The sequence below is a fragment of the Pseudoduganella sp. GW821-FHT11H04 genome, assembly GCF_058807935.1.
Window position 1 is genome coordinate 32,375 of the sequence record NZ_JBXARE010000009.1, and the last position, 23,387, is coordinate 55,761.

General features: G+C 64.4%; 17 protein-coding genes. 16 read left to right on the forward strand and 1 reads right to left on the reverse strand.

Going from position 1 to position 23,387, the window contains the following annotated elements; translation table 11 throughout:
* Positions 1–361: 361 nt before the first annotated feature.
* The 10 genes from AC1RTP_RS19370 (at position 362) to ureB (ending at position 16,401) form a co-directional block, all read left to right on the forward strand.
* Positions 362–931, forward strand: coding sequence for a TetR/AcrR family transcriptional regulator (locus AC1RTP_RS19370; RefSeq protein ID WP_498609604.1), 570 nt, complete (start codon positions 362–364; stop codon positions 929–931).
* Positions 931–2,559: a SulP family inorganic anion transporter gene (locus AC1RTP_RS19375; protein ID WP_498609606.1), complete on the forward strand. Its 1,629-nt coding sequence runs from the start codon at positions 931–933 to the stop codon at positions 2,557–2,559. Before AC1RTP_RS19370 ends, AC1RTP_RS19375 begins: the two co-directional genes overlap by 1 nt.
* A gap of 64 nt (positions 2,560–2,623) precedes the next feature.
* Complete coding sequence (locus AC1RTP_RS19380; protein ID WP_498609608.1) at positions 2,624–3,727, forward strand: hypothetical protein; 1,104 nt, start codon at positions 2,624–2,626, stop codon at positions 3,725–3,727.
* A 111-nt stretch (positions 3,728–3,838) separates the two neighbouring features.
* Positions 3,839–5,587 (forward strand): DUF885 domain-containing protein, encoded by a 1,749-nt coding sequence (locus AC1RTP_RS19385; protein WP_498609610.1) that lies wholly within the window; start codon positions 3,839–3,841, stop codon positions 5,585–5,587.
* 87 nt (positions 5,588–5,674) lie between these two features.
* Positions 5,675–9,415, forward strand: coding sequence for a DUF4132 domain-containing protein (locus tag AC1RTP_RS19390; protein ID WP_498609612.1), 3,741 nt, complete (start codon positions 5,675–5,677; stop codon positions 9,413–9,415).
* A complete protein-coding gene (locus AC1RTP_RS19395; protein WP_498609614.1) occupies positions 9,409–10,515 on the forward strand; it encodes an ATP-binding protein in 1,107 nt (368 codons plus the stop codon). Before AC1RTP_RS19390 ends, AC1RTP_RS19395 begins: the two co-directional genes overlap by 7 nt.
* Positions 10,506–12,914 (forward strand): DUF5682 family protein, encoded by a 2,409-nt coding sequence (locus tag AC1RTP_RS19400; RefSeq protein WP_498609616.1) that lies wholly within the window; start codon positions 10,506–10,508, stop codon positions 12,912–12,914. Before AC1RTP_RS19395 ends, AC1RTP_RS19400 begins: the two co-directional genes overlap by 10 nt.
* Entirely contained in the window at positions 12,911–14,029 is a 1,119-nt protein-coding gene (locus AC1RTP_RS19405) for a VWA domain-containing protein (RefSeq protein ID WP_498609618.1), read from the forward strand. Before AC1RTP_RS19400 ends, AC1RTP_RS19405 begins: the two co-directional genes overlap by 4 nt.
* Positions 14,026–16,110, forward strand: a complete 2,085-nt coding sequence (locus AC1RTP_RS19410) for an SWIM zinc finger family protein (RefSeq protein WP_498609620.1) — start codon at positions 14,026–14,028, stop codon at positions 16,108–16,110. The genes AC1RTP_RS19405 and AC1RTP_RS19410 overlap by 4 nt, the downstream gene beginning before the upstream one ends.
* Before the next feature lie 36 nt (positions 16,111–16,146).
* A complete protein-coding gene (gene ureB, locus AC1RTP_RS19415) occupies positions 16,147–16,401 on the forward strand; it encodes an urease subunit beta (protein ID WP_498609622.1) in 255 nt (84 codons plus the stop codon).
* Here ureB and AC1RTP_RS19420 read toward each other — a convergent pair.
* Entirely contained in the window at positions 16,379–16,981 is a 603-nt protein-coding gene (locus AC1RTP_RS19420) for a 1-acyl-sn-glycerol-3-phosphate acyltransferase (RefSeq protein WP_498609623.1), read from the reverse strand. The two genes, ureB and AC1RTP_RS19420, sit on opposite strands and share 23 nt — an antisense overlap.
* A gap of 109 nt (positions 16,982–17,090) precedes the next feature.
* Between AC1RTP_RS19420 and AC1RTP_RS19425 the strand changes: the two genes are divergently transcribed.
* The 6 genes from AC1RTP_RS19425 to AC1RTP_RS19450 all read left to right on the forward strand — a co-directional run bounded on the left by AC1RTP_RS19425 (position 17,091) and on the right by AC1RTP_RS19450 (position 23,350).
* Positions 17,091–18,434 carry a sigma-54 dependent transcriptional regulator gene (locus tag AC1RTP_RS19425; RefSeq protein ID WP_498609625.1) on the forward strand — a complete coding sequence of 448 codons (1,344 nt, stop codon included), beginning with the start codon at positions 17,091–17,093 and terminating at the stop codon, positions 18,432–18,434.
* A 250-nt stretch (positions 18,435–18,684) separates the two neighbouring features.
* Entirely contained in the window at positions 18,685–20,478 is a 1,794-nt protein-coding gene (locus AC1RTP_RS19430) for a hypothetical protein (protein ID WP_498609627.1), read from the forward strand.
* Positions 20,479–20,512: 34 nt separating this feature from the next.
* Entirely contained in the window at positions 20,513–20,944 is a 432-nt protein-coding gene (locus tag AC1RTP_RS19435; protein WP_498609629.1) for a hypothetical protein, read from the forward strand.
* Positions 20,941–21,609, forward strand: a complete 669-nt coding sequence (locus AC1RTP_RS19440; RefSeq protein WP_498609630.1) for a C39 family peptidase — start codon at positions 20,941–20,943, stop codon at positions 21,607–21,609. Before AC1RTP_RS19435 ends, AC1RTP_RS19440 begins: the two co-directional genes overlap by 4 nt.
* Before the next feature lie 11 nt (positions 21,610–21,620).
* Positions 21,621–22,031: a hypothetical protein gene (locus AC1RTP_RS19445; RefSeq protein WP_498609631.1), complete on the forward strand. Its 411-nt coding sequence runs from the start codon at positions 21,621–21,623 to the stop codon at positions 22,029–22,031.
* A 14-nt stretch (positions 22,032–22,045) separates the two neighbouring features.
* Positions 22,046–23,350: an acetate kinase gene (locus AC1RTP_RS19450; protein WP_498609633.1), complete on the forward strand. Its 1,305-nt coding sequence runs from the start codon at positions 22,046–22,048 to the stop codon at positions 23,348–23,350.
* The last annotated feature ends 37 nt before the right edge of the window (positions 23,351–23,387 follow it).

Sequence of the window (23,387 nt, forward strand, 5' to 3'; positions counted from 1 at the left end):
CTGCTTATTTATGCTCATTAATGCTCGCGCCATGGCGCGAATCTTGCAGGACTAGAACGAGCGGCTTCAAGCAAAAACGAGACGAAACGTGCAAAAAATGAGCAGGAATGTGCAACGAATAAGGTGCAATTAGCCACAATAAGAAACGTCGAGCGAGATTGAGCAGCATTGAGCAGGGCACCTGAAAAAAACAGGTGTACGCGCAGGAGATAAGACCGCACGAACGGCGCGAAGTTCCGATTTCAGTTGAAGTAAAAAAAACGGCAGCCTAAGCCGCCGCAAAGCACGTTCAATTTAAATGATGTCCATCATCCACGTGTGATATATTACATCCATAATAAAAATAATCAAGGAGGAGATCATGCGCGTCAGCAGGGAGCAAGCGGCACAGAACCGCGAACGCATCGTAGAAACAGCATCCCGCCTGTTCCGGGAAAAAGGTTACGACGGCATCGGCGTCGCCGACCTGATGAAAAGCGCCGGCCTGACGCACGGCGGCTTCTACGGCCATTTCGCCTCCAAAGAAGACTTGCTGGCCGAAGCCTTCGGCAAAGCAATGGAACACTCGGCAGAGCGCTGGCAAGAGCTGCTGGCGAACAAACCCGCCGAGCCCCGCGCCGCTCTCGCGCATATGTACCTGACTGCCAAACACCGCGACAACCCCGGCAAAGGTTGCGCGCTGGCGGCCCTCGGCCCCGACGTGTCGCGCGTCGGGGCCGAAGTACGCCAGGCCATGTCCGACAGCTTCCAGTCGCAACTGGAGTCGCTCGCGCAAGCACTCCCCGGTGACCCAGTGCAGCAGCGCCGCGACGCCATCGCCACTTATGCGGCCTTGGTCGGCGGTCTGGTACTGGCCCGCACTGTCGCCGATAAGAAACAATCCGACGAAATCCTGGCTGCCGTGCTGGCCTCCCTGGAGCAGGGCAGCTGATGCTGGCCTGGTTGAGGAGTTACCGGCGCGCGCTGCTGCCGGGGGATATCAGCGCGGGCATCGTGGTGGCGATGATGATGATCCCGCAAGGCATGGCTTACGCCTTGGTGGCTGGTCTGCCGCCGGTGACCGGCATTTATGCCAGCATCCTGCCGCCTATTATTTACGCGCTGTTCGGCACCAGCATGACGCAATCGGTCGGACCGATGGCGATTGTTTCGCTGATGACGGCTGCCATTATCGGTCAGATGGCGCCAGCCGGCTCAGGCCTTTACTCGGTGTTGGCGGCACAACTGGCGCTGGTGTCCGGCGTGGTTCTGCTTCTATGCGGCCTGCTGCGGCTTGGCTTCCTGGCCAACTTCTTCTCGCGTCCCGTCATGAGCGGCTTTACTGTGGGCTCCGCGCTGGTGATCGCCTGGGGGCAGCTCAAGCCCCTGCTGGGCGCAGACTTGCCACACTGGCACGGCCTAAGCGCCGCGCTGGGCCTGGGCTCTGTGCTGTTGCTGGTGCTGTCGCGCAGCCACCTGGCGCGTCTGCTGCGGGCGCTTGGCATGAAGTCAGCCGGCGCTGAAATGGCAACGCGCCTCGCGCCAATGTTTGTTGTAGTGCTAGGACTGGTGCTGGTTCAAGCCTTCGACCTGGAAGCGATGGGCATACAGACCACAGGCAAAGTGCCAAGCGGCCTGCCGCAAATGAACCTGGCCATGTCGTCCCGCCATTGGCAGCAGTTGGTGCAACCAGGCCTGCTGGTTGGCTTCGTGATTTTCCTGATCAGCATGTCGGCCGCGCAGTCACTGGCACTTAAGCGCAACGAGAAGCTCGCCAGCAACCATGAACTGGTGGGACTGGGTGCGGCTAACGTCGCAAGTATGCTCTCCGGCGCATTCCCCGTCACCGGCAGCATGTCGCGCTCCGCAGTCAACTTCGCCGCCGGTGCGCAAACGCCGCTGGCTAGCATCATCACCGCTGGCTTGCTGGCGCTCGCGCTGGTAGCGCCGACCGGGTGGCTCGCGCTGTTGCCGATGCCTGTGCTGGCCGCGACCATCATCGTCGCCGTGCTCGGTATGCTGGAACTCGACACGTTGCGCACCGCAATGCGTTATGACCGCGGCGACGCACTGGCGTGGTTCGCCAGCGGCGCCGGCGTGGTGCTGCTTGGCGTGGAAGCGGGCGTACTGGTCGGCGTAGCCCTGTCGATGGGCACCCTGATCTGGCGCGCCAGCCGCCCGCACATCGCAGTGCTGGGCCGCATCGCCGGCTCCGAACACTTCCGCAATATCGAACGCTACCCGGCCGAGACCCGGCCCGAACTTCTCGCCTTGCGCATCGACGCGAACCTCTTCTTCGGCAATGTGGAAGCAGTACAGCAGCGCATCGAAGACGAATTGCGCTGCCATCCAGAGGCCCGCAACCTGGTGCTGGTGATGTCGGCGGTCAGCTCGATCGACACGTCCGCGTTGTTCGCCCTGTCCGAACTAAACCAAAGCCTGCGCCGCCGCAGCATCGGCCTTCACCTCGCCGAAGTCAAAGGCCCCGTAATGGACCGCTTGCGCCAGTCCGACCTGCTGCATGCCCTGAACGGCGAAGTCTTCCTCAGCATCGATATCGCCGATAAAAAGTTGCAGTAGGCAATGGATTCGGTATGATCTTGCCAACATGGGCTGCATACCTTTCAAACGATTCTGGGCGGGCTTGATCCTGGCGGTATGGGCGCTGGTGGGTCTTTGCGCCGAAACGTCGCCGGCGCCGCAGCGGCCGCCGGTTGATGCGCATGTGCTGCTGTTTAATTCTTATGGCCCGGGACGGGCGGGAATTGACACCATCACGCAGGCTTTCGTGAGCCGGCTCCGCGCAACCGGCATCCCGCTCGAACAAATCCACGTCGAATACCTTCACCTCAACCAGCCGAATGCGGAAATGGTGGCGCAGGCACGGCGCGCGCTGTTGTTGGCGCAGTATGGTGGTCAGCGTGTCGATGTCATGGTGGCGCTTCAGCAGCCTGCGCTGAATTTCGTGCTTAAGCAGCTGGCGGACCTTGAGCCGACGGCGCCACTCTTGGCCGATAGCCAGCCACTCTCCAAGCAGATGGCCGCCAACCGGCGGCCGATTTTCCATTATCCGATCCTGCCTGACGTGGGCGCCACCGTGAAGGAAGTGATGGAGTTGATGCCGCGTACACGGCGGGTCGTCATTCCTGGCGGGGTCAGTGAGGCCGATCGCGCGTTCCAGCGCCAGGCAGAAGTTGACCTTGCACCTTGGCTGCGTCGCGTGCAGGTGGAGTTCCTGCAGAACATGACTTGGGCGGAGCAGATGCGTTACATCGGCAACCTGACGCCTGACACAGTGGTGGTAACCGGCATGTTCAACCGGGATCGGGATGGTTACACGTTGCCGACCATCGATGCGGCGCGCGATACGATGCGCGCGGCGAATGTGCCGGTGTTCTCCTTGTTCGATACGGTGGTGGGCGAGGGCGCTGTCGGTGGCGCGGTGCGCAACCTGCCGCAATCGGGCGCCGAACTGGCTGACAGCGTGCTCGCGATATTGGATGGTAATTTGGTCGCCAAGGAGGCGTTGACCAAGGTGCCCGCCGGGCCGGTGCAAAGCATGTATGACTGGCGCCAGCTGGAGCGATGGAAGATCGATCCGGCGCCGCTGCCGATGGCGAAGTTCGTGAACCGGCCGCCGTCGCTCTGGCAGGCGTATCGCGGTACGGTGCTGGGCGCCATTGCCATCATCGTGTTGCTGGTCGGGCTGCTGGTGGCCGTCCTGGCGCAGTGGCGGCGAGTCGCCTGATTTCGCGCCGTGTGCGGGCGGAAGCTGCACAGTGCGGTAATTGACGGCACTGGCAATTTCGCCTTAAGGTACACTCCCGGGACCATTACCAACCTGAGCTCCAGGAGCACCATGAAACAGATTGTCGCAGCACTTGCCATCGCAGCAGCCTTCAGTTCTCCATCTTACGCAGCAGCCAAACCCGGTAGCCCCGACGCCCGCTTCACCGCCATCTACACGGCGGAATGGAAGTGGCGCCAGCAGCAGCGCCTGGAAGACGAAGAGGACGATGTGAAGGGCGTGGAAAGTGGCTTGCCGCATGTGGGGGCAGCGGTGCAGATGGAGCGGCAGAAGAAGTGGGAAGAGACCCTGCGCCAACTCGAAAGCATCAAGCCTGAAAAGCTTTCGAACAAGGAGCGCACTAATTACCTGGTGTATCGCGCGCAAATCTCGGCGCTGCTCGATAACCAGCGATTCCGCGAATACGAAAAGCCGCTGAACGGGGATTCTTCGTTCTGGTCCAACTTTGCGGCCGAAGCGCGCCGTACCTTCCACACCAAGGAAGAATACCGCAACTACCTGGCGCAGTTGAATGATGTGCCGCGCTACTTCGGTGAAGAGGTCACCAATATGCGTGCCGGCCTGGCGCGCGGTTTCACGCCGCCTAAGATCACGTTGGAAGGCCGCGATAAATCGATTTCCTCGGTCAGCGATGCAAAGCCGGAAGACGTGGTGTTCTACCAGCCGTTCAAGCAGATGCCCGCGACGATTCCAACCGCCGAGCAGGAGGCTTTGAGGGCCGAGGGTTTGAAGGCGATTCGCGAGAAAGTGATCCCGGCTCACGCGTCGCTGCTGAAATTCATGCGCGATGAATACATCCCGCAAGCCAAGGTGGCGCTGGCCGCCGAGAGCTACCCGGACGGCAAAGCGTATTACCAGTCGAAGATTGTTGAATTCACGACCACGAACCTGAGCGCGGCCCAGATCCACCAGATCGGCCTGGACGAAATGGCCAAGATCCGCGCCGAAATGCAGGAAGTGATGAAGCAGGTTGGCTTCAAAGGCGATCTGCCGGCCTTCCTGCAATTCCTGCGCACCGATCCCCAGTTCTACGCCAAGACGCCGGAAGAACTGCTGATGCGCGCCGCCTGGATCGCGAAGAAGTTCGATGGCAAGGTCGCCGATTACTTTGGCCGCCTGCCGCGCAGCCGCTTCGCCATCCTGCCGGTGGCGCCGGAGATTGCGCCGTTCTACACTTCGGGCCGTGGCGGCCCTGGCGGTTACTGGGTCAACACCTACAACCTGCCAGCGCGACCGCTGTATTCGCTGCCTGCATTGACCCTGCACGAATCGGCGCCAGGCCATGCTTTCCAGATGCCGATTGCGATGGAGCAGAAGGGCCGTCCGGCATTCCGCAATGCCTATATCTCCGCCTACGGCGAAGGCTGGGCGCTGTACTCCGAACGCCTGGGCACCGAAATGGGCATCTACGAAACGCCGTATGAGGTCTTCGGCATGCTCAGTTACCAGGCCTGGCGCGCTTCGCGCCTGGTGGTGGACACCGGCATCCACTCCAAAGGCTGGACCCGTGAACAGGCGCAGCAATACCTGATGGAGAACACCGCGCTGTCTTCGCATGAAGTCATGACGGAGGTGGATCGTTATATCTCCTGGCCTGGCCAGGCGCTGTCCTACTACCTTGGCGAGATGGCGATCTTCGAAGCGCGCAAGAAGGCGGAGCAAGCCCTGGGCAGCAAGTTCGATATCCGCGCCTTCCACGATACCGTGTTGGAATTGGGCTCGGTACCGCTGCCGGTGCTGCATGCGCGCATCGATGAATTCATCGCTTCCGGCGGCAAGAGCCCCTATCCGAAGGAATAATGCTGCGCGGGTGATAATGTGTGAGTTTTAGCGGCGCGTCGGACAGGCACAATCCTGCATCTGTCATTGTTTGGAGGCTGTACGCCTATGTTCGACAAGCTGCTGCGCGCCGTGCGCAATGCGTTCTCGCTGGACTCCCGCACCTATCTGCGAAACGGCCTTGATGGCCTGGATAAATTCGAGCGCGGCCTGACCCAGCGCTGCCTGGTTTTCATTGAAGATGGCGGCGATCCGGCTGTGCTGAACGATGTGGCGCGACATGCGCCCAAGGCAGGCGAGGAGCTTGGTTCGCCGGGTGCGGCGTCCAATCCTGGCGCGTGGGGCAACTGGTACCCTCAGACGATTCGCGACCGCTTATATGCGCGCGGCCAGTTTTACGCTGGCATTTCCCTGGAAGAGGCACCGCTGGAAGCGCTGGTCCGTCTCGGCAAGGTGCTGGAAGCGGCTCATCGCGGCAACCAGCTTGAACGCAGCGCGCCGTCGGTGCCGGACTGGCTCCAGGTGCTGTTCAACGACGCCTTGGGCGCCAGCATCCTCGATAACTACAACAAGCAGGATTTCAAGAAGCGCGCGGCCTGGGATATCCGGCTGCTGCAGGCTCTCCTGGCCTACGAAGAGCTGCCACTGCCGCTGGCCGCGCTGATGGTCTTCGAGCGCAAGAGCCCGGGCGGTAATTATTTTGACCAGTTGAAGCATGACCGCATGCTGCAGCCCGGTGCGCTGGATGATTTCATGTTGGCCCACCGCGAGGATGTCGACAAGGCATTCCCCGGGCTGTCGGCCGGCGGCCGCGCGCTGCTGGCGCGGCGGATCGGCAGCAGCAAGTCCGTGGCGACTCCCTATGCCGATATGCTGGTGCGGCTGGCGGTCAACGGCTCGTCCACCGTGCGGCGCGATTCTGCGCCACATCTCGCCGCCGTTGAACCTGGAAAACTGCGCGAACTGCTGTTCGGACTTCTCGCCAGCGGCGACCGAGATGAGCGCGGCCACGCGGCAGGCCTGGTTGCGCGCCTGCTGGGCAGCGATGCGGTAGCCCATCTCGAGGAGGCACTGGCAAAGGAGGTCAGCAAGCCGGTGCAAACCGATATCCGCGCCGCCATTGCGAGCCTGGAGGCGGTGAGCGAAGCGCAGGCCGTCGAAGACCTGGTTGCGCCGCCTTGCCCTGAACTGGAAGAAAAAGCCCTTGGCGCCAATGCAGTGGAAATCCTGCAGCGGAACTGGGAAGAGATGATGGCCGCTGCGCGCAAGGGCGCGGAGGAGGAGCGTGAACGCAACAAAGATGCGCAGTACAAAACCAACTACGCCGACCGGCGCGAGCGCCACCTGGCCGCTTACGGAATGGGCTTTGCGAAAAGGCTGGTCGCTTCACTTAACGGAGATGGCGACGTTGGCAAGGCGGCGGGGGAGCACTGGCACCTCACCTATGAAATGATCTCTCATGAAGGGCGCCTGATGGCCTTGCCCGAGTTTGGCGCGATGCAGCTGGTGCGCACTTCCAAACTGCGCAACAACACGGCCAGCGTTGTGGGCTCCCCGGAATTTGACGCATGGCTGCAGCGTACCGGGCAAGGCGGCGTCGACCTGCGGGTGCTGGAAAAAGCCATGACGCGCGTTGGCCTGAGCAGTGATGAAATGGCCAAGGCCTGCCTGAAGAAATATTGGGGGACGGAGGGCGGGCCGACCGATATGCTGCCGCCGGATTTCGTCTGGCCGTTCTTCCTTCAACATCCGGAATTGATCGACAGGGCGCTGGCGCGTGTGGGCGACAATTCCTGGTCGCCCGACCAGCCCGATTCGGGCCTGGCGCTGGACCTGCTTGGCAAGTTCCCGCAAATCCCTGCGCGCTGGCTGCCACGCCTGCTGGAAATTGCACTGGGCGAGGGCAAGAGCTATCGCCGCGAGGCGCAGCAAGTCCTTCTGCGTACGCCGGGCATCGCTGGCCGCGTGATGGAAGCGCTGGGTTCCGGCAAGCAGGAAACCCGTATCGAGGCCGCGCGCTGGCTGGCTGAAATGGGCGATGCCGCAGCCATCCCGGTCCTGAACAAGGCACTGGCGAAGGAATCCCGCGAGACGGCCAAGGCAGCGCTGCTGGCGGCGCTGGAGCGGCTGGGCGAAGATATCAGCCATTACCTGTCGCCGGAAATCTTACTGAAAGAAGCGCAGAAAGGCTTGAAGGGCAAGGCGCCAACGGGCCTGTCCTGGTTCAATCACGCCACGCTGCCTCAATGCACCTGGCGCAAAGGCGGTGAGGTCGATCCGGCCATCCTGCAATGGTGGGTTGTGCTGGCCTGCAAACTCAAGGAGCCCGCTGCAAACGCGTTGATGCAGTTGTATTTGCAGCAGTTGGCGCCCGCCAGCGCCGCAGCGCTGGGCGGTACGGTGCTGCGCATGTTCATAGCGCAGGATACGCGCGGTCCATCGCTGGAGGAGGGCATCGCCTTCGCCAACCAGGTGGCTGCCGCCCGCTACAAGGAATACCAGGATGGCGCCAAACGCTGGCCCGATTACTACGCTACGCTGGCCGCGCTGTCGATGGAGCAGGTGTTCGAGCGCGCCAAGCAGGAAAAAATGGGCGAGTACCTGGGCAGCGCCATCGGCGAAAAAGGGATCCTGGCGCTGACGGCAGGAATGCAGGGGCAGGAATTCGTTTCCATCGTCCAGCCGTTCATGAAGAACCATTACATCCGCCGTTCGCAGATCGAGGCCATGATCGAAGGCGGCTCTGTCAACGACGATCCGCAGGTGATCCAGTTCCTGCTGGGGATCGCGCGCCGCTACCGCACCGCCAGCGTGCAGGAGAAAGCGCGCCTGCTGGTCCAGCGCGTCGCCGAGCGCAATGGCTGGAGCGAGGACCAGCTGTCCGACCGTACCGTGCCGACCGCCGGGCTGGATGACAGCGGCGCGCTGGAACTGGCGATCGGCGAGCGCCGCTTCTTCGTGACGCTGGATGAAGACCTCAAACCGCGGCTGGCCAACGAAGAAGGCAAGGTGCTGAAGGCGCTGCCCGACCCGCGCCAGGGCGAACCGGAAGATGCGGGCAAGGAAGCCAAGGCCCAGTTCTCGTCCAGCAAAAAAGAACTCAAGCAGATCGTCACCATGCAGCAGGCGCGCTTGTACGATGCGATGTGCGCAGGACGCCGCTGGAGCGTGCCGGAATGGCGCGAATTCCTCCACGCGCACCCGATCATGGGCCGCCTGGTCCAGCGCCTGGTGTGGATGGAAACGAACGCCGACGGCAAGCTGCTGCACCTGTTCCGCCCAACGGAAGACGGCAGCCTGATTGACGCCGACGATAACGAAGTCGAACTGGCAGGTGGCAGCCAGCTGCAACTGGCGCACAGCGCGCTGGTTGATGCCGCGCTGGCCACCCAGTGGCAGGCGCATTTGAAGGACTACAAGGTGCCGGTGCTGTTCGGCCAGATGGCACGCCCGCTTCCGCCGGACAGCCTGGAGGGCAAGGCGGTGGAAGACCGCAAGGGTTGGATGAGCGACACCTTCACACTGCGCGGCGCCTTCACCAAAGTGGGCTACCAGCGCAGCGCGGCGGAAGATGGTGGCTTCTTCTGCAGCTACTTCAAGGAATTCGGCCCGGCGCGCATCCGCACGGTGATGGAATTTACCGGCAATACGCTGCCGGAAGAAAACGTGGCCGCAGCGCTCAAGCGCCTCACTTTCGAGTCCATATCGGGTGGGCGCTACGCCCAGAACGAGGTGGGGCTGGACAAAGTGCCACCGGTGTTGCTGGCGGAGTGCTATGCCGATTACCATGCAGTAGCGAAGCAATGTGTAGGCTTTGACCCCGACTGGGAGAAGAAAGTACCGTGGTAGACATTAGTGGTGGATCGCACGCCGTCGTGCGTGCCAGCGCGGAACAGCGCTACAAGGACGAACTGGAGCGCCTGCGCGCCGACGACAAGGCAAGCCGGCCCGAGGGCTGGCTGCTGTCGCCGCGCGCCGTGCGCAGCTTCATTTTGGGCGACAAGGAACGCGGCATCAGCCGCAAATTCTACGGCGATGACCCGCTGGTGGACCGCGCAATCGTGACCCTGATGGGCCACCAGGGCCTGATGCTGGTGGGCGAGCCGGGTACCGCGAAGTCGCTGCTGTCCGAGCTGCTGGCAGCCGCAATCAGCGGCGATTCCGGCCTGACGATCCAGGGCACGGCCGGCACTACGGAAGACCACATCAAGTATTCCTGGAATTATGCTTTGCTGCTGGCCGAGGGGCCGACGCCGCGAGCCATGGTGCCGTCGCCGATGTACCACGCGATGGAATCGGGACGCCTGCTGCGTTTTGAGGAGATCACGCGCTGCCCGCCCGAAATCCAGGACGTGCTTATTTCGCTGATGTCGGAAAAGCAGGTCATGGTGCCGGAACTGGGGCGCGATTCGCGGCTGCATGCGCGGCGCGGCTTCAACATCATCGCCACCGCCAACCTGCGCGATCGCGGAGTGCACGAAATGAGTTCGGCGCTGAAGCGGCGATTCAATTTCGAGACAGTGCGCCCGATCCGCGACCATCGCTTCGAGACGGAACTGGTGATGCAGCAGCTGGAACGAGAGCTGGGCGCCATTCGGGCCGAGGTGCAGGTCGACCGCGACGTGGTGGCGCTGTTGGTCACCACCTTCCAGGAGCTGCGCAACGGCCAGACCGCCGAAGGTACCACCATCAAGTCGCCCGACGCAGTGCTGTCGACGGCGGAAGCGGTCAACCTGAGTTATGCTGCGGCGCTGGAAGCCCTGCATTTCGGCCAGGGCCGCCTGACGCCGCGCGAATTGGCCAACCAGCTGCAGGGCGTAGTGTTGAAGGATAACGCCGACGATGCGCGCCGCATGCGCCATTACGTCGACACCGTCATGCGCGAGCGCGCCCGACGCGACGACCTGTGGAAGACCTTCCACGACGCGGCCAAGCAGCTGTGGCAGTAGCCTACCCGGCCCTGGACAGCCTGCAGGCCCAGGGAATCTACTTCGCACCATTGCGCCACCACAGCCCGGCCTGCGCCTGGGCGGTGCGTGCCATGCTGCTCGAATTGCGTCCCGCGGCTGTGCTGGTGGAAGGGCCGGATTCTTTCAACACGCTGTTGCCGCTGCTGCTGGCCCCGGAATGCCAGCCGCCGCTGGCGATCCTTTGCCAGGCCGATGCCGGCGGCGAAACGCCAGCCAGCGCTTTCTTCCCGTTCTGCGACTACAGCCCGGAATGGGTAGGCCTGCGCACTGGCCACGAACTGGGCGCGGCACTGGCCTTTATCGACCTGCCATGGACCGATAAGGCGCAGCTGCGCGGCCGGGGCGAGGACGATGATCACAGCCTGATGGCCGAGCGCTACTTCCAGCACAGCCGCCACGTGGACGAACTGGCAGCGCGCGTGGGTTGCCGTGACCACAATGAACTGTGGGACCACCTGTTTGAATTGCGTCCGCCGGCCGCGCTGGCGGATTGGCGCAAGCTGTTCCGGGATGTCTACCATTACTGCGCCGAAACGCGTGTTGACTATGAGCCCGAAGTGCTGGAGGCGGATGGCAGCCTGCCGCGTGAGCGCCATATGGCGGCCCATATCCGCCACTGGCGCAAGCAAATGCAAGACAATATCGTCGTGCTGACCGGCGGCTTCCACACGCCTGCCTTGCTGGACATGTGCGCCAGCGGCAGCACCAGCGCGCCGCGCAGCGCGCCGGCAAAGGACTGGCTGATCCGCTATAGCTTCGACCAGCTCGATGCGCTGAATGGTTACGGCGCCGGCATGCCAGCGCCGGCCTATTACCAGCGTGTTTGGGAGACGCTGCGATCCGGCGACCAGGAAGCACAACGCACCGTAACGCTCGATTGCCTGGGCGGCATCGCGCAGCAATACAGCGACCTGGGACTGGTGGAGCGTATCGGCACCGCTGACGTGCAGGCGGCGGCGCTGCAGGCAATGCGCCTTGCCGAATTGCGCGGCCATCCTGGGCCGGGGCGCCATGACCTGATGGATGCCATGCAGTCTTGCTTCATCAAGGGGGCACTGGGCGAATCGGCGCATGGCCTGCCTGATATCCTGCGCCGCTACCTTGGCGGTTCGCGCCTGGGCCAGGTGCCCGCCAGCGCTGGGGCGCCGCCTTTGCTGGAAGACGGACGCCGCCTGGCGCGCCAGTGCCGCATCCGGCTCGATGATGCGCAGCCGCGCACCAGCCGCCTTGAAATTTACCGCAAGCCCGCGCACCGCCTGCGCAGCCGCTTCCTGTATCTGATGCGCTATCTCGATTGCGGGCTGGGGCTGCAGCTGTCCGGCCCGGACTACCTGGCCGGCACCCGCCTGGACCTGATGGTCGAAGAGTGGGAGGTGGCCTGGACGCCGCTGGTGGAAGCGCGCCTGGTGGAGCTGGCATCGCAAGGCTCCACGCTGCAGGAGGTTGCCTTGCGCCGCCTGCGCGAACAGGAAACGGCCCTGGGCGCGGCGGGGCAGGCGCAATCGGCAGGGCGGGCGGTTGGCCTGCTGGTCCAGGCGGCCGCCGTTGGCCTGCATGAGCGCATGCCTGCCTTGCTCGACCTGCTGTCGCAGCATCTTGCTGCGGATGCCTCTTTCGTGTCGGTGGTGCAGTGCGCGCGCCAGCTGCAAACCCTGTGGCGCGCGCGTGAGCCGCTCGGCATGCAGGGACAGCAAGGACTGGACCGGCTGATGCAGGAATGCTGGCCGTCTGCCTTGTTCCTGCTCCCCGCGCTGGCCGGTTGCAAGGAGGAAGAGGAGGCGGCGATGGTGGACGCCATCCTCGCCTTGCGCGAATTTGGCCGCAGCGAGTGCAGTCGCGGCGACGCGGGCGGCGATGCGGTGCAGCAGCTGCATGGCCTGCTGGGCGGCATGGCGGCACGCAAGGGCTGCGCTCCCGGTATTGCGGGCGCCGCTGCCGCCATCCTCTATCTCGACGCGGCCTGGGACCAGCAACAGCTGGCGCAGGCTGCCGCCCAGCGTTTCGGACCCGGCGCACAGCCGGTTGATGCGGTGCGTTTCCTGTCTGGCCTGATGGCTGCGGCGCCGGAGCTGCTGGTGACCCAGCCCGCCTTGCTGAAGGCATTGGACCAGGTCATGGACGGCTGGGACGAACGCGATTTCATGCGCTGCCTGCCGGAGCTGCGGCGCGCCTTCAGCGCCCTGAAGCCGGTTGAAACCAGCGACGTTGCGCGCTTGCTGGCACAGGGCCTTGGCGTGGATGCCGCCGAACTGCAGACCGCCAGTGCCTTGCTGTCGGAAGCCGATATGCTGGCCGGCGCTGAAATCCAATCGCTTCTGCGCGATGGCCTGGAACGCGACGGCCTGCAAAGCTGGTTGGCCGGGAAGGAGGCCGTATGAGCGCCGATAAGCTGCGCCGTTGGCGCCTGGTGCTGGGGCGCTACGCCAATGAGTCCATGCCGCAGGCGCTGGGCCGGCAGGATGGCCGCATCGACCAGGCGCTGGATTACCTGTATGGCCGAGAATACGAGCGCAAAGGTCTGGTGCAGCGCGGCGGCAGCGGCACGCTGGATCCGAGCCAGCTGCGCGCCGTGGACTGGCTGGAAACCACGCGCAAGCTGTTCCCGCGCGATGTCTACGAACGCCTGCAAGCCGATGCCGTAGACCGCTACCAGATCCGTGAAGTGCTGAACGACGCCAAAGTGATCGAATCGCTGGAGCCGAGCCAGGCGCTGGCGCGCTCGCTGCTGTCGATGCGCGGCAAGCTGCGCGCCGACGTGCTGGAGGCCGTGCGCAAGGTGATCCGCCGTTCGGTCGACGAGATCGTGCAAAAGCTGCGGCAGGATTTCGTCAACGCGCTGACGGGGCGCCGCAACCGCTTCCGCCGTTCGCAAATACCTTCGGCGCAGAACTTTGACTGGCGCGCCACGGTGCGCGCCAACTTGCGGCACTACGACCCGGAACGCCAGCGGCTGGTGATCGAGCGGCCGCTGTTCAACGGCCGCGTCAAACGCAGCCTGCCCTGGGACGTGATCCTGTGCGTCGACCAGAGCGGGTCGATGAGCGATTCCGTGATGTACAGCGCAGTGGTCGCCTCCATCCTGGCCGGCCTGCCCGGTGTGAATGTGCGGCTGCTGGTGTTTGATACTTCTGTCGTGGATTTGAGCCATATCGCATCCGACCCGGTGGAGGTGCTGATGACCGTGCAGCTGGGCGGCGGCACCAATATCGGACTGGCGCTGGAACGATGCGAAAGACTGGTGCGTCAGCCGCAGCGCACCGTGGTCGCCCTGGTGAGCGATATGTGCGAAGGCGCGCCACCGCAAACGTTGCTGGCGGCCGTGCGCCGCCTGGCCGAGTCGCGCGTGCGCCTGCTTGGCCTGGCCGCACTGGACGCGGAAGCGCAGCCGATTTACGACGTGCAGATGGCGCAGAAGTTGGCCGCAGCCGGCATGGAAGTGGCGGCGTTGACTCCGCTGCATTTTGCGGAGTGGCTGGGCGAGGTGATGGCGTGAGCGCGCCCTGGTACGCGGTCTACCGCAATATCGACGATGCCGCGCTGGAGGCGCTGGCCAACGCCGGCCTGCTGCGCCGCGCCGCCAAGGATGTGGAAGCGGACAAGGTCGGCTGGCCCGAAGGCGCCACCAGGCCTGCCTCCGACGGCGGCACGGTAGTGGCAGACGGCCAGCGTGTGCAGCTGACATCCGCTGGCCCGCGCCAGGCACGCTGCGACTGTCCTGCTCCGGGTATGTGCAAGCATATCCTCGCGGCGTCGCTTTGGCTGCGCGAACTCCCGGCCGGCGAGGCCGGCGAGGTTGCTGCGCCGCCCGTCGACGTGGTCGCTGAAATCTGCGCGCTGCCCGAAGCCGCCTTATTAAAAGCCGCCGGCAAGGCGGGGCGCACGCAGGCGCTTACCTGGCTAACGACAGCCGGCGTGCCTCAAATCAGCGTCGAGGGCGGCAGCGCCACCATCGTGCTGCCCGGACTGGAGCAGCGTGCGATCTATATTGCGGGCCTCGGCTATGACGGCATGCTGTCCGAGGCGGCGCCCGGCAGCAAACGCGCCTTGCATCTCGCCGCACTGCTGGCTGTGCGCCGCGAGCAAGGCGTTCCGCTCACGGCCGCAGCGGCGGGCGGTGCCGCGCAACCGGCGGCGGGTGAAGGCAGCGCCGAATACGTGCCGGAACCCGGCGTCAGTGTCCTGACCGCCAGCGAGCGCGCCTTCGTCGCCCAGTTGCGCGAGCTGCTGCACAACATCCTGCGTAACGGCCTGTCGCACGTCAGCGCGCTTGTGCCGCCGCAGTTGCGCGCGCTGAACATGTCCGCACGCGGCGAAGACATGCCGCGCCTGGCCGGTATGCTGCGCGAGCTTGGCGGCACCATCGACCTGCTGGCCGACCGCAGCTACCACGCCGACGAACCCCAGGCCTTGTCGCAAATGTCCCGCATCGACGCCCTGTGCGTCGCGCTGGAACAGGCCGATGCCGCGCGCCTGCGAGGCTTGCGCGGGAAGGTCAGGCGCGACTTCGAAGGCAGTACGCTGCCCGCGCTTCTGCCGCTGGGCGCCTATTGGTGGACCACGCGCGGCGGCGCACGCGGCATGACCCTCAGCCTCTGGGACCCGGAAGCGCGCGCCATCGTCCAAGGCGTGCTGGCCCGTCCCGACGGCAGCGACCCCACCTTCCACCGCCACACGATCTGGGACATTGGAAACCTGTGGGCCGGTGCCGGTAGCCCCAGCCGCATCTGCCAGCACATGCTGCGCCTGGAAGGGGCGCGCCTCGCCGAGGATGGCCGCATTGCAGGCGCCGGCGCCCAGGCCAGCAGCGCGCCGCTCTGGAACCCCGCGCAGCTGGAAGCGGCAGCACCGGGCCACGGCGATTGGCAGGAACTGCAGGCCGTCTTGCGTGACAGCGGCGGCCTTGCAGGCGGCACACCGGACTGCGTCCTGTTGCGGCCAAAGGACTATGCGCAACCGCTGTTCGATGAAGTGCGCCAGCAATTTGAATGGCGCATCAACGACAGCCAGGGCCGCGGCCTGGTGCTGGGCATTCCGGCCGAAAAGGCATACGAGCAGCGCATCGGCAACCTGGAAAAACTGGCGGAAAAAGGCTTGCCCATCCCACTCGTGCTGGCCCGCATTCCGCGCGGCGAGGCGGCGCCAGCGCTGGAACCGGTCGCTTTAACGGTGGTGGAAAACGGAAAGCTGCGCGTCGTCTCACTGGACTTCGCCAAGGAGCACCGCCTGGGGAGTATGGGCCGCTTCGTGCGCGCCCTGGCCGGCATGGTGGAAAGCCGCAGTGCGCCGCCGGCGCTGGCTACACCGAGTGCCATGGAGCGCTTGCTGGAACAAGCAAGCGGCGCGCTGGAGCGCATCGCAATGAGCGGCCGCCTGCCGCCCGATCCGGCGCAGCGCGCGGAATTGGAAAGCTTGCGCCGGGCCTTGCAATCGGCAGGGATCGACCTGATATGCGATGCCATCCGCAACTTCGAACAGCAAGCTACGCCGGCCCATGCATTACAGCTGTATTATGTGCTTATGCGCTGCACCAGCCTGGTGCGGGTGGGCCGCTTTGGTGCGGCGTTTACCACGTGATTGCGTGGTTTTCGCAGGCACGCATTTTGCAACTTGATGCATATGACTAATCGCACCACGCTTACCGTGACAAACCAAGGGAACCGTCCTATCCAGGTCGGCTCCCATTTCCATTTTTTTGAAGTTGATTCGGCGCTGCAGTTCGAGCGCTGGAAGGCTTATGGCATGCGGCTCGATATCGCGCCGGGGACGGCGCTTCGCTTCGAGCCGGGAAAGGCGCAAACCATCACACTGGTGCGCCTTGAGGGCGACGCGGAGGTTGAAGGCTTCAGCGCTGGCGCAAGACGATAGGCGCCATCAACTCCGGATGTTTGCCGAGGTGGCCATCGAAACCGGCGCGAATGGCCGCCATATCTTTTTCCTCGTCGCCGCTCATCCAGAGATGCTCGGTCATGCCTAAAGTCTTGTTCGGGTAATCGATATACACCAGCACCAGCGGCACCTTGGCGGCCAGCGCCAGTTGGTAAAAGCCGCTCTTCCAGTAAGGCTTGTAGCCGCGCGTGCCTTCCGGCGTAATGCCGACCCAGTACCAGTCTTCCTTCATCATCGCATCGGCCTGGGCCTGGATCAGGCCTTGCGGCGCGCTGCGGTCGACCGGCGCGCCGCCCAGGTAAAAGAACCAACGGCCCAGCAGTGGAATCTTGAACAGGCTGTCTTTGGCCAGCCAGCGGAAGGGCAGGTTGATCGCCCATTTGCATAGCACCCCGACCACGAAATCCCAGTTGGAGGTATGTGGATAGACCACGGCAATACCGCGTGGCTCAGGCAGGGGTTTGAATTTCATCTGCCAGCCAAAGGCTTGCAGCGTGCGCAGGGCAAGGCGCTGCTTTAGTGTTGGCAGTTTATCCGCCTCTAGCTTATATTGATCCATTACTTCCCCATTGTTTTATTGTCAGCATTAATTGTTACTTACTTTTGGTGCTGAAAAATTGTGCGGCGGTATTCTATCGCGCCGCTCAGTGGGGCAGCAAGGTGAAATTATGACAAGACAAGTCTTGTGCGTCACTGCTACAACAGCAGGGCTGCCGGCGGATTTGCTTGGCGCCGTCCAGAACGTTGATGTCTGCCTTGTGGCTGGCTTGGCCGAGGCGGTTGCGGCCCTGCGTGAACAGCATTACCCGGTCGGTCTGCTCGTGCTGGACGGTTGGGACGGTCCGATCAATGAACTTGATCACTTCCTGCGCCGCCACAGTCGTCCGCGCTGGGTCGCCGTGTTCCGCCCGCAGGCGCTGGAACAGGCGCCGTTCCGCCAACTCGTACACGACCATTGCGTCGATTTCCATACCTGGCCGCTGGATGCCGGACGGCTCGGCCATACGCTCGGCCATGCGCTGGGCCTGGCTGCGTTGTCGGGCAGCGCGCATGCGGCCGAGGTGTGCCAGACGATGCGGCTCACCGGCCATAGCCCAGCCATTACCTTGCTGCGCCAGCAGATACTGAAAGTGGCGGGGGCCGACGCGCCTGTGCTGATCTGGGGTGAAAGCGGTACCGGCAAGGAACTTGTGGCGCGCGCGATACATGAACATTCGGGCCGTAGCGACGGTCCCTTCGTGCCCATCAATTGCGGCGCGATTCCAGCCTCCCTGGTGCAATCGGAATTGTTTGGGTATGAGAAGGGCGCCTTTACTGGCGCCGGCGCCGGCAAGGTAGGGCTGGTGGAGTCGGCCAGCGGAGGTTCCATCTTCCTCGATGAGATCGGTGACCTGCCGCTGGAACTGCAAGCGAACCTGCTGCGTTTCCTGCAGGAGAAAACAATCTACCGTGTCGGCGGTACGCGCAGCGTGCCGGTCGATGCGCGCGTGATTGCTGCTTCGCATGTGAAGCTGGGCGAAGCGGTGGAGCGTGGGCATTTCCGGGAAGACTTATTCTACCGGCTTAATGTGTTGACGCTGCAAGTGCCGGCCCTGCGCGAGCGGCGCGAGGATGTGGTGGCCTTGGCGGAAGATGTCTTCCACAGCTATGCCACCGAGCGTGCACGGCGGGTGCGTGGTTTCAGCAGCAGTGCGCTACGGGCCTTGCGTGCGCATGACTGGCCGGGCAATGTACGCGAGTTGCTGAATCGGGTGCGGCGCGCAGCAGTCATGGCGGATGGCGCGCTGATCCAGCCGCATGACCTTGAGCTTGATGGACTCGACAGCCGGTTTGGTGCCGAAGACCTTGATACTGCGCGCGCCGGCGCAGAACGGTTGGCGTTGCAAGGCCGCATTGACGCCGGACACAGCATTACAGCAGTGGCGCGCGAACTTGGCGTATCCCGCATGACCCTTTACCGCCTGATGGCAAAGCACGGCATCCAACGCCCATCGCGTCGCGGCAACGACTGAGCCCGCGAATCGTCGCGTCACAAACTTGTGACACTCACTTCATCCCAAACTTCCCTATGGCGCGCCGTGCAGCGCGCGTGGCGTGTCACAACGAAGTGACAGTTTGTCCTCTTCCGCAAGCCTCGCGTGCTGCGATGCCACATCAAAAGCCAGCGATATCAAGGGTTTAGTGAAGCTGGCATCAAGCTTGCGGTATGGCTTCTGGCCCCAGCATTGCGGGCAATTCAAAACACGACACAGCGAGGACGAGATGAAGAGAACTTTGATTGCAGCAGCCATCGCCTTGGCGATGGGGAGTGCATTCGCGCAAACGACAACGCCGCCCAACGTAACCCAGACCGGACCGGGCGCACAGTCCAACGACGGATCGACTTCGACGCAAGACAGCAGCCAGGCCAATGCCAACAATAACAGCAGCGGCGCCGCCGATGCGGCGGCCATTGGCGCTGCGGCGGCCAATAACGGCGCGACATCGACATCGTCGATGACGAATGCGTTCAATACTTCGACGGCGACGGCGGTCAGCAACCTGACTGGCACGGTGACCAATAACGTCATCAACAACATCGGCAATGTGGCCACCAATGCGGGCAATGCCAATGGCGGCGCGGCGGGCAATGGCAATGCCGGCGGCGCTACCGGCGGCAATGCCAGCGGTAGCGGCGGTGCCGGCGGCATGGCGAACGGCGGCGCGGGGGCCGCGGGCGCAGCGGGCGGCATTGCCGTGAATGGCAGCGCCACGGGCGGCAATGGCAATGGCGGCGGCGGCAGCGGTGGTAACGCGACCGCAGGCGCAGGTACTGGCGGCACCAGCGGCGCCGGCGGCGCGGCAGTGGGGGCAACCAGTGGCCGTGGCGGCGATGGCGCAGCTGGCGGCGCTGGCGGCGCCGGTGGCGCTGGCGGTGCGATCGTCGCAGGTGCCGGCGGTGCAGGTGGCGCGGGCGGGGCAGCGGCAGGCGGAGCAGGCGGCCTGGTCGGTACTGCGGGTAGCGGCGCAGGCGGAGCAACCGGCGCAGCGACCGGAGCGCGTGGAGGTGACGGCGGCATGACCGGTGCAGCAAGCGGCGGCGCGGGCGGCACCGGCGGCGCAGGCGGTGCTGCAGGCATGGGTGGTCTTGGCGGCGCAACCGGCAGTATCGCGACCGGAGGGGCGACTTCGACCCAGGGGGCGTCTGGCGGCGGTGCATCCAGCGGCAACGCAGACTCCAGCAATACAGCCAACAATGGCATGGGCGGCACGCCTCCGATCACCAGCACCATGGGTGACCAGAACAGCGCGGGCGGCTCTACCTCGTCCACTGGCGGCAATCCTTCGAGCTCCGGCAATGCTTCCACTTCCGGCACCGGCACCAGCGGCGCAGGCGGGGCAGGCGGCACAGGTGGCGGCGGCGGTGCGGGCGCTGCGGGCGGGGCTGGCGCGGCGGCGGCCAATACCGCAGGCAATGGCGCTGCGGGCGGCGCCAATGCTTCGGGCGCAGGCGGCGGCAGCGGTGCTGTAGCAGCTAACGGCGGCGCGGGGGCATCCGGTACTGGCGGCTCAGGCGGCGGCGGTGCAGCAGGCGGCAACGGCACCAGCAGCGGCGGGGCAGGCGCTGCGGGCGGCAATGGCGGCAGCGGCGCGGCAAGCGGCATGGCCAGCAATACTGCGGGCTCCAGCGGCGGCGCCGGTGGCGGCACGGGGGGCGCTGCAACGGGCGGCGCTGGTTCAGGCGCGGCTGGCACTGGCGGTGCTGCGACCAATGGCAATGCGCAGGCAGGTAACGGCGGCGCTGGCGGCAACGGCGGTGGCGGCAATACCGGCGGTGCAGGCGGCGACGGCGGCACCAATACCGCAGGCGCGGCAACCGGCGGGGCTGGCACGGGCGGCACCGGCGGAGCTGGCGGCACGAACAACGTCAGCGCGGGCACCTTCGACATGTCGAACACCATGAACAATGTCGGGCAGTCGGCGGCGGGCATCATGGTGGTCAGCCAGAACAGCGGCATGTCCTCGCTGGTGCAGCAGAGCGTGAATGTGCAAGCTAACCTGGCCGTGGGCAAGTGAGCCACGGGGCATCATGCGAAGCTTAGGCAGGCCAGTGCAAGTCCTGGCCCTGTGCGGCGCCTTGGCGCCGGGCCTGGTGGCGGCGGCGCCTTGGGTTGGCGCGCTGCCGCTTGGCCCGCTGCTGGCGGCGCCGCAGCCAGCGCAGGCTCAGGCTGCGGCATCGCTCCCTGAGCCTGCGCCGCCTGTGGCAACGCAGGCTGCGCCTTCGCCCCTGGCGCAGGCCGGCGATGGCCCGGCGCAGGATGCGCGGCTGGAGCAGATGCGCGGCGGTAGCGATACGCCGTGGAGCGATATGAAGTTGTCCGGCACGGTCGCCAACAATGCCGCGGTGAACGTGGTGACGGGCTCGAATATCGTGACTGACAGTGCGTTCAGCAACGCGTCGGGATTGCCGATGGTGATCCAGAATTCCGGCGCCAATGTGCTGATCCAGAATGCAACCATCGTCAACGTGCAGATTAAATGAAGCGCATCTTCAGCGTTCTGGCACTTCTGCCGGCATTTGCCGCGCAGGCCGCCGACTTCACAGCCGGCGGCGCCAGCTTTGTTTTGCCGGTGACGAGCTTGAAGGAGGCACGATTCCGAACCACGGTACGCCAGCAGTACGACTTCAGCTGCGGTTCTGCCGCGTTGGCGACTTTGCTGAGCTACCACTACGATTTTCCGGTCGCGGAACAGGACATCTTCCGCGAAATGTTTTTGCACGGCGACCAGCCGCGCATCAGGCGTGAAGGATTTTCACTGCTCGATATGAAGCGTTTCCTGGCTGCACGCGGCTTCACGGCGGATGGTTTCGAGCAGTCGCTCGACAAGCTGGCGCAGGCAGGTTTGCCCGCCATTGTGCTGGTGGCCACCAATGGCTATCGCCACTTCGTTGTGGTCAAAGGAGTCGCGGGCGGCCGCGTGCTGCTGGGTGATCCGGCAGGCGGCACACGCGCTTTGTCACAGCAGGCTTTCGAGGAGATTTGGCAGAACCGTTTGCTGTTCGTCATCCATGGCCGCCCAGGCAAGCCGCACTTCAACGAGACGGCCGACTGGCGCGTCGCGCCGCAAGCGCTGCTTGCCGACGGCATCGTGCGCGACAGCTTGCGTGAAGTGACCGTGCCCAAGCTGGGCGCGGGCGACTTTTGAGGGAGGGCAAGATGAATCGGGGACTTGGCAGCTTGCTGCTGATGCTGGCCTTGCCGGCCATGGCGCAGGGCCCGCCAGACGGTTGGACGCCGGCGCCGGATGCGCAGTTGGAACAGGCGCGCGGTGGTTTCGAGACCGGCAATGGCTTGCTGGTGGCGCTAGGCGTCGAGCGGATGGTGGAGGTGAATGGCGTGGTGGTGGCGCGCAATCGGGTCGAGTTGGCCGACATCGGGCGGCTGGCGGATTCGCCGCAGGCCCGTGCCGAACTAGCGCCGCTGCTGGTACAAAACAATGCGAACGGGCAGTTGATCCGCAGCCTGACGACGATTGATCTCACGGTCAATACGCTGTCAACGCTGAAGGGACTGAACCTGGAGGGCAATCTGCGCCAGGCTTTGTCCAGTGCTGTGGTGCCACGTTAGCGCCCTGGGAGTGGATGATGCAGCGAAAAATATGTGCCGGCGCGGCCGGCATGCTGATCCTGGCGAGCCAGGCGGCTTTGGCGCAACTGCCGCCCGAGCAGCGCAGCAACGCCGAACTGGCGGCCGAACTGGCCGAGTTGAAGCAGGCATTGGCCGAGCAGCGTACACTGCTCGATCAACTACGCCAGCAAGTGAACGATGAGCGCCTCGCCGCCGCGCGCGGCACCGGCGCTGCGGGGGCTGGGGCAGGGGGCGGTTCGGGGCAAAGCCAGCCGCAGCCGCAGCTGCCGGCACCGGCGCCCACTGGCGGCGCACAGCAGCCGGCGCTTGCCGTCGGCCAGCCGCCCAAGCGCGATACCAAGCCGCCGGAAGTCGCACCGATATTCGAATCGCCCGGCGTGCTGACCGCGCGCGGCAAGCTGGTGCTGGAGCCATCGTTCCAGTTTGGTTACTCCTCCAGCAACCGCGTGGCGCTGGTGGGCTACACCATCATCCCCGCCTTGTTGATCGGCTTGATCGACGTCCGCGAAGTGAAGCGCAACACCAGCACCGCCACTTTGAGCGGGCGCTACGGCCTGAGCAACCGCACCGAACTGGAACTGCGTCTGCCCTACATCTATCGTTCCGATTCCACAGTCAGCCGGGAACTCTTCACCGGCACGGCGGTGGAAAAAGTCTTCGATGTCAGTGGACGAGGGGTTGGCGACGTTGAGCTGACCCTGCGCCACCAGCTCAACGACGGTGGCTTCGATAAGCCGTTTTACGTTGCCGGCCTGCGTTTGAAGACCCGTACCGGGCGCGATCCTTTCGAAGTGGTGACCGATTGCGTGCGGCGCTGCGTCGGCGAGAATGTGACCGGCACCGGTTTGCCGATGGATCTTCCGACCGGTTCAGGGTTTTACGGACTGCAGCCGAGCCTGACCTGGCTCTACCCAAGCGACCCGGCCGTGCTGTTCGGCAGTGTCAGCTACCTGCACAACTTCCAGCGCCATAACTTACGCCGGCGGGTGCTCGAAGGCGAGTGGGAACCGCTCGGCACCGTCAAGCCGGGCGATGTGATTGGCTTCAATTTCGGCGTCGGCCTGGCACTGAATGAAAAGGCTTCAATCAGCTTCGGCTACGACCATAGCTCTATCGCCCGTACCAAGCAGAACGGTGTACCTGCGCCAGGTTCGGTGCGGACGCAGCTGGGCACTTTGCTGGTTGGCATGTCATACCGCCTGAGTGCCAAGCGCACCGTCAATGTTTCGGTTGGCGCGGGGCTGACACGCGACACGCCTGACGTCTCAATTACGGTAAGGATTCCGACGAGCATGTAGTTGCCGTTTACGCTAATCTAGTGTTTTGGCAACTAAA

Coding starts and splice junctions, on each gene's coding strand:
- ureB (WP_498609622.1), top strand. CDS start 16,147: ATGCATATGACTAATCGCACCACGCTTACCGTGACAAACCAAGGGAAC.
- AC1RTP_RS19420 (WP_498609623.1), bottom strand. CDS start 16,981: ATGGATCAATATAAGCTAGAGGCGGATAAACTGCCAACACTAAAGCAG.
- AC1RTP_RS19370 (WP_498609604.1), top strand. CDS start 362: ATGCGCGTCAGCAGGGAGCAAGCGGCACAGAACCGCGAACGCATCGTA.
- AC1RTP_RS19430 (WP_498609627.1), top strand. CDS start 18,685: ATGAAGAGAACTTTGATTGCAGCAGCCATCGCCTTGGCGATGGGGAGT.
- AC1RTP_RS19405 (WP_498609618.1), top strand. CDS start 12,911: ATGAGCGCCGATAAGCTGCGCCGTTGGCGCCTGGTGCTGGGGCGCTAC.
- AC1RTP_RS19450 (WP_498609633.1), top strand. CDS start 22,046: ATGATGCAGCGAAAAATATGTGCCGGCGCGGCCGGCATGCTGATCCTG.
- AC1RTP_RS19445 (WP_498609631.1), top strand. CDS start 21,621: ATGAATCGGGGACTTGGCAGCTTGCTGCTGATGCTGGCCTTGCCGGCC.
- AC1RTP_RS19375 (WP_498609606.1), top strand. CDS start 931: ATGCTGGCCTGGTTGAGGAGTTACCGGCGCGCGCTGCTGCCGGGGGAT.
- AC1RTP_RS19425 (WP_498609625.1), top strand. CDS start 17,091: ATGACAAGACAAGTCTTGTGCGTCACTGCTACAACAGCAGGGCTGCCG.
- AC1RTP_RS19440 (WP_498609630.1), top strand. CDS start 20,941: ATGAAGCGCATCTTCAGCGTTCTGGCACTTCTGCCGGCATTTGCCGCG.
- AC1RTP_RS19385 (WP_498609610.1), top strand. CDS start 3,839: ATGAAACAGATTGTCGCAGCACTTGCCATCGCAGCAGCCTTCAGTTCT.
- AC1RTP_RS19390 (WP_498609612.1), top strand. CDS start 5,675: ATGTTCGACAAGCTGCTGCGCGCCGTGCGCAATGCGTTCTCGCTGGAC.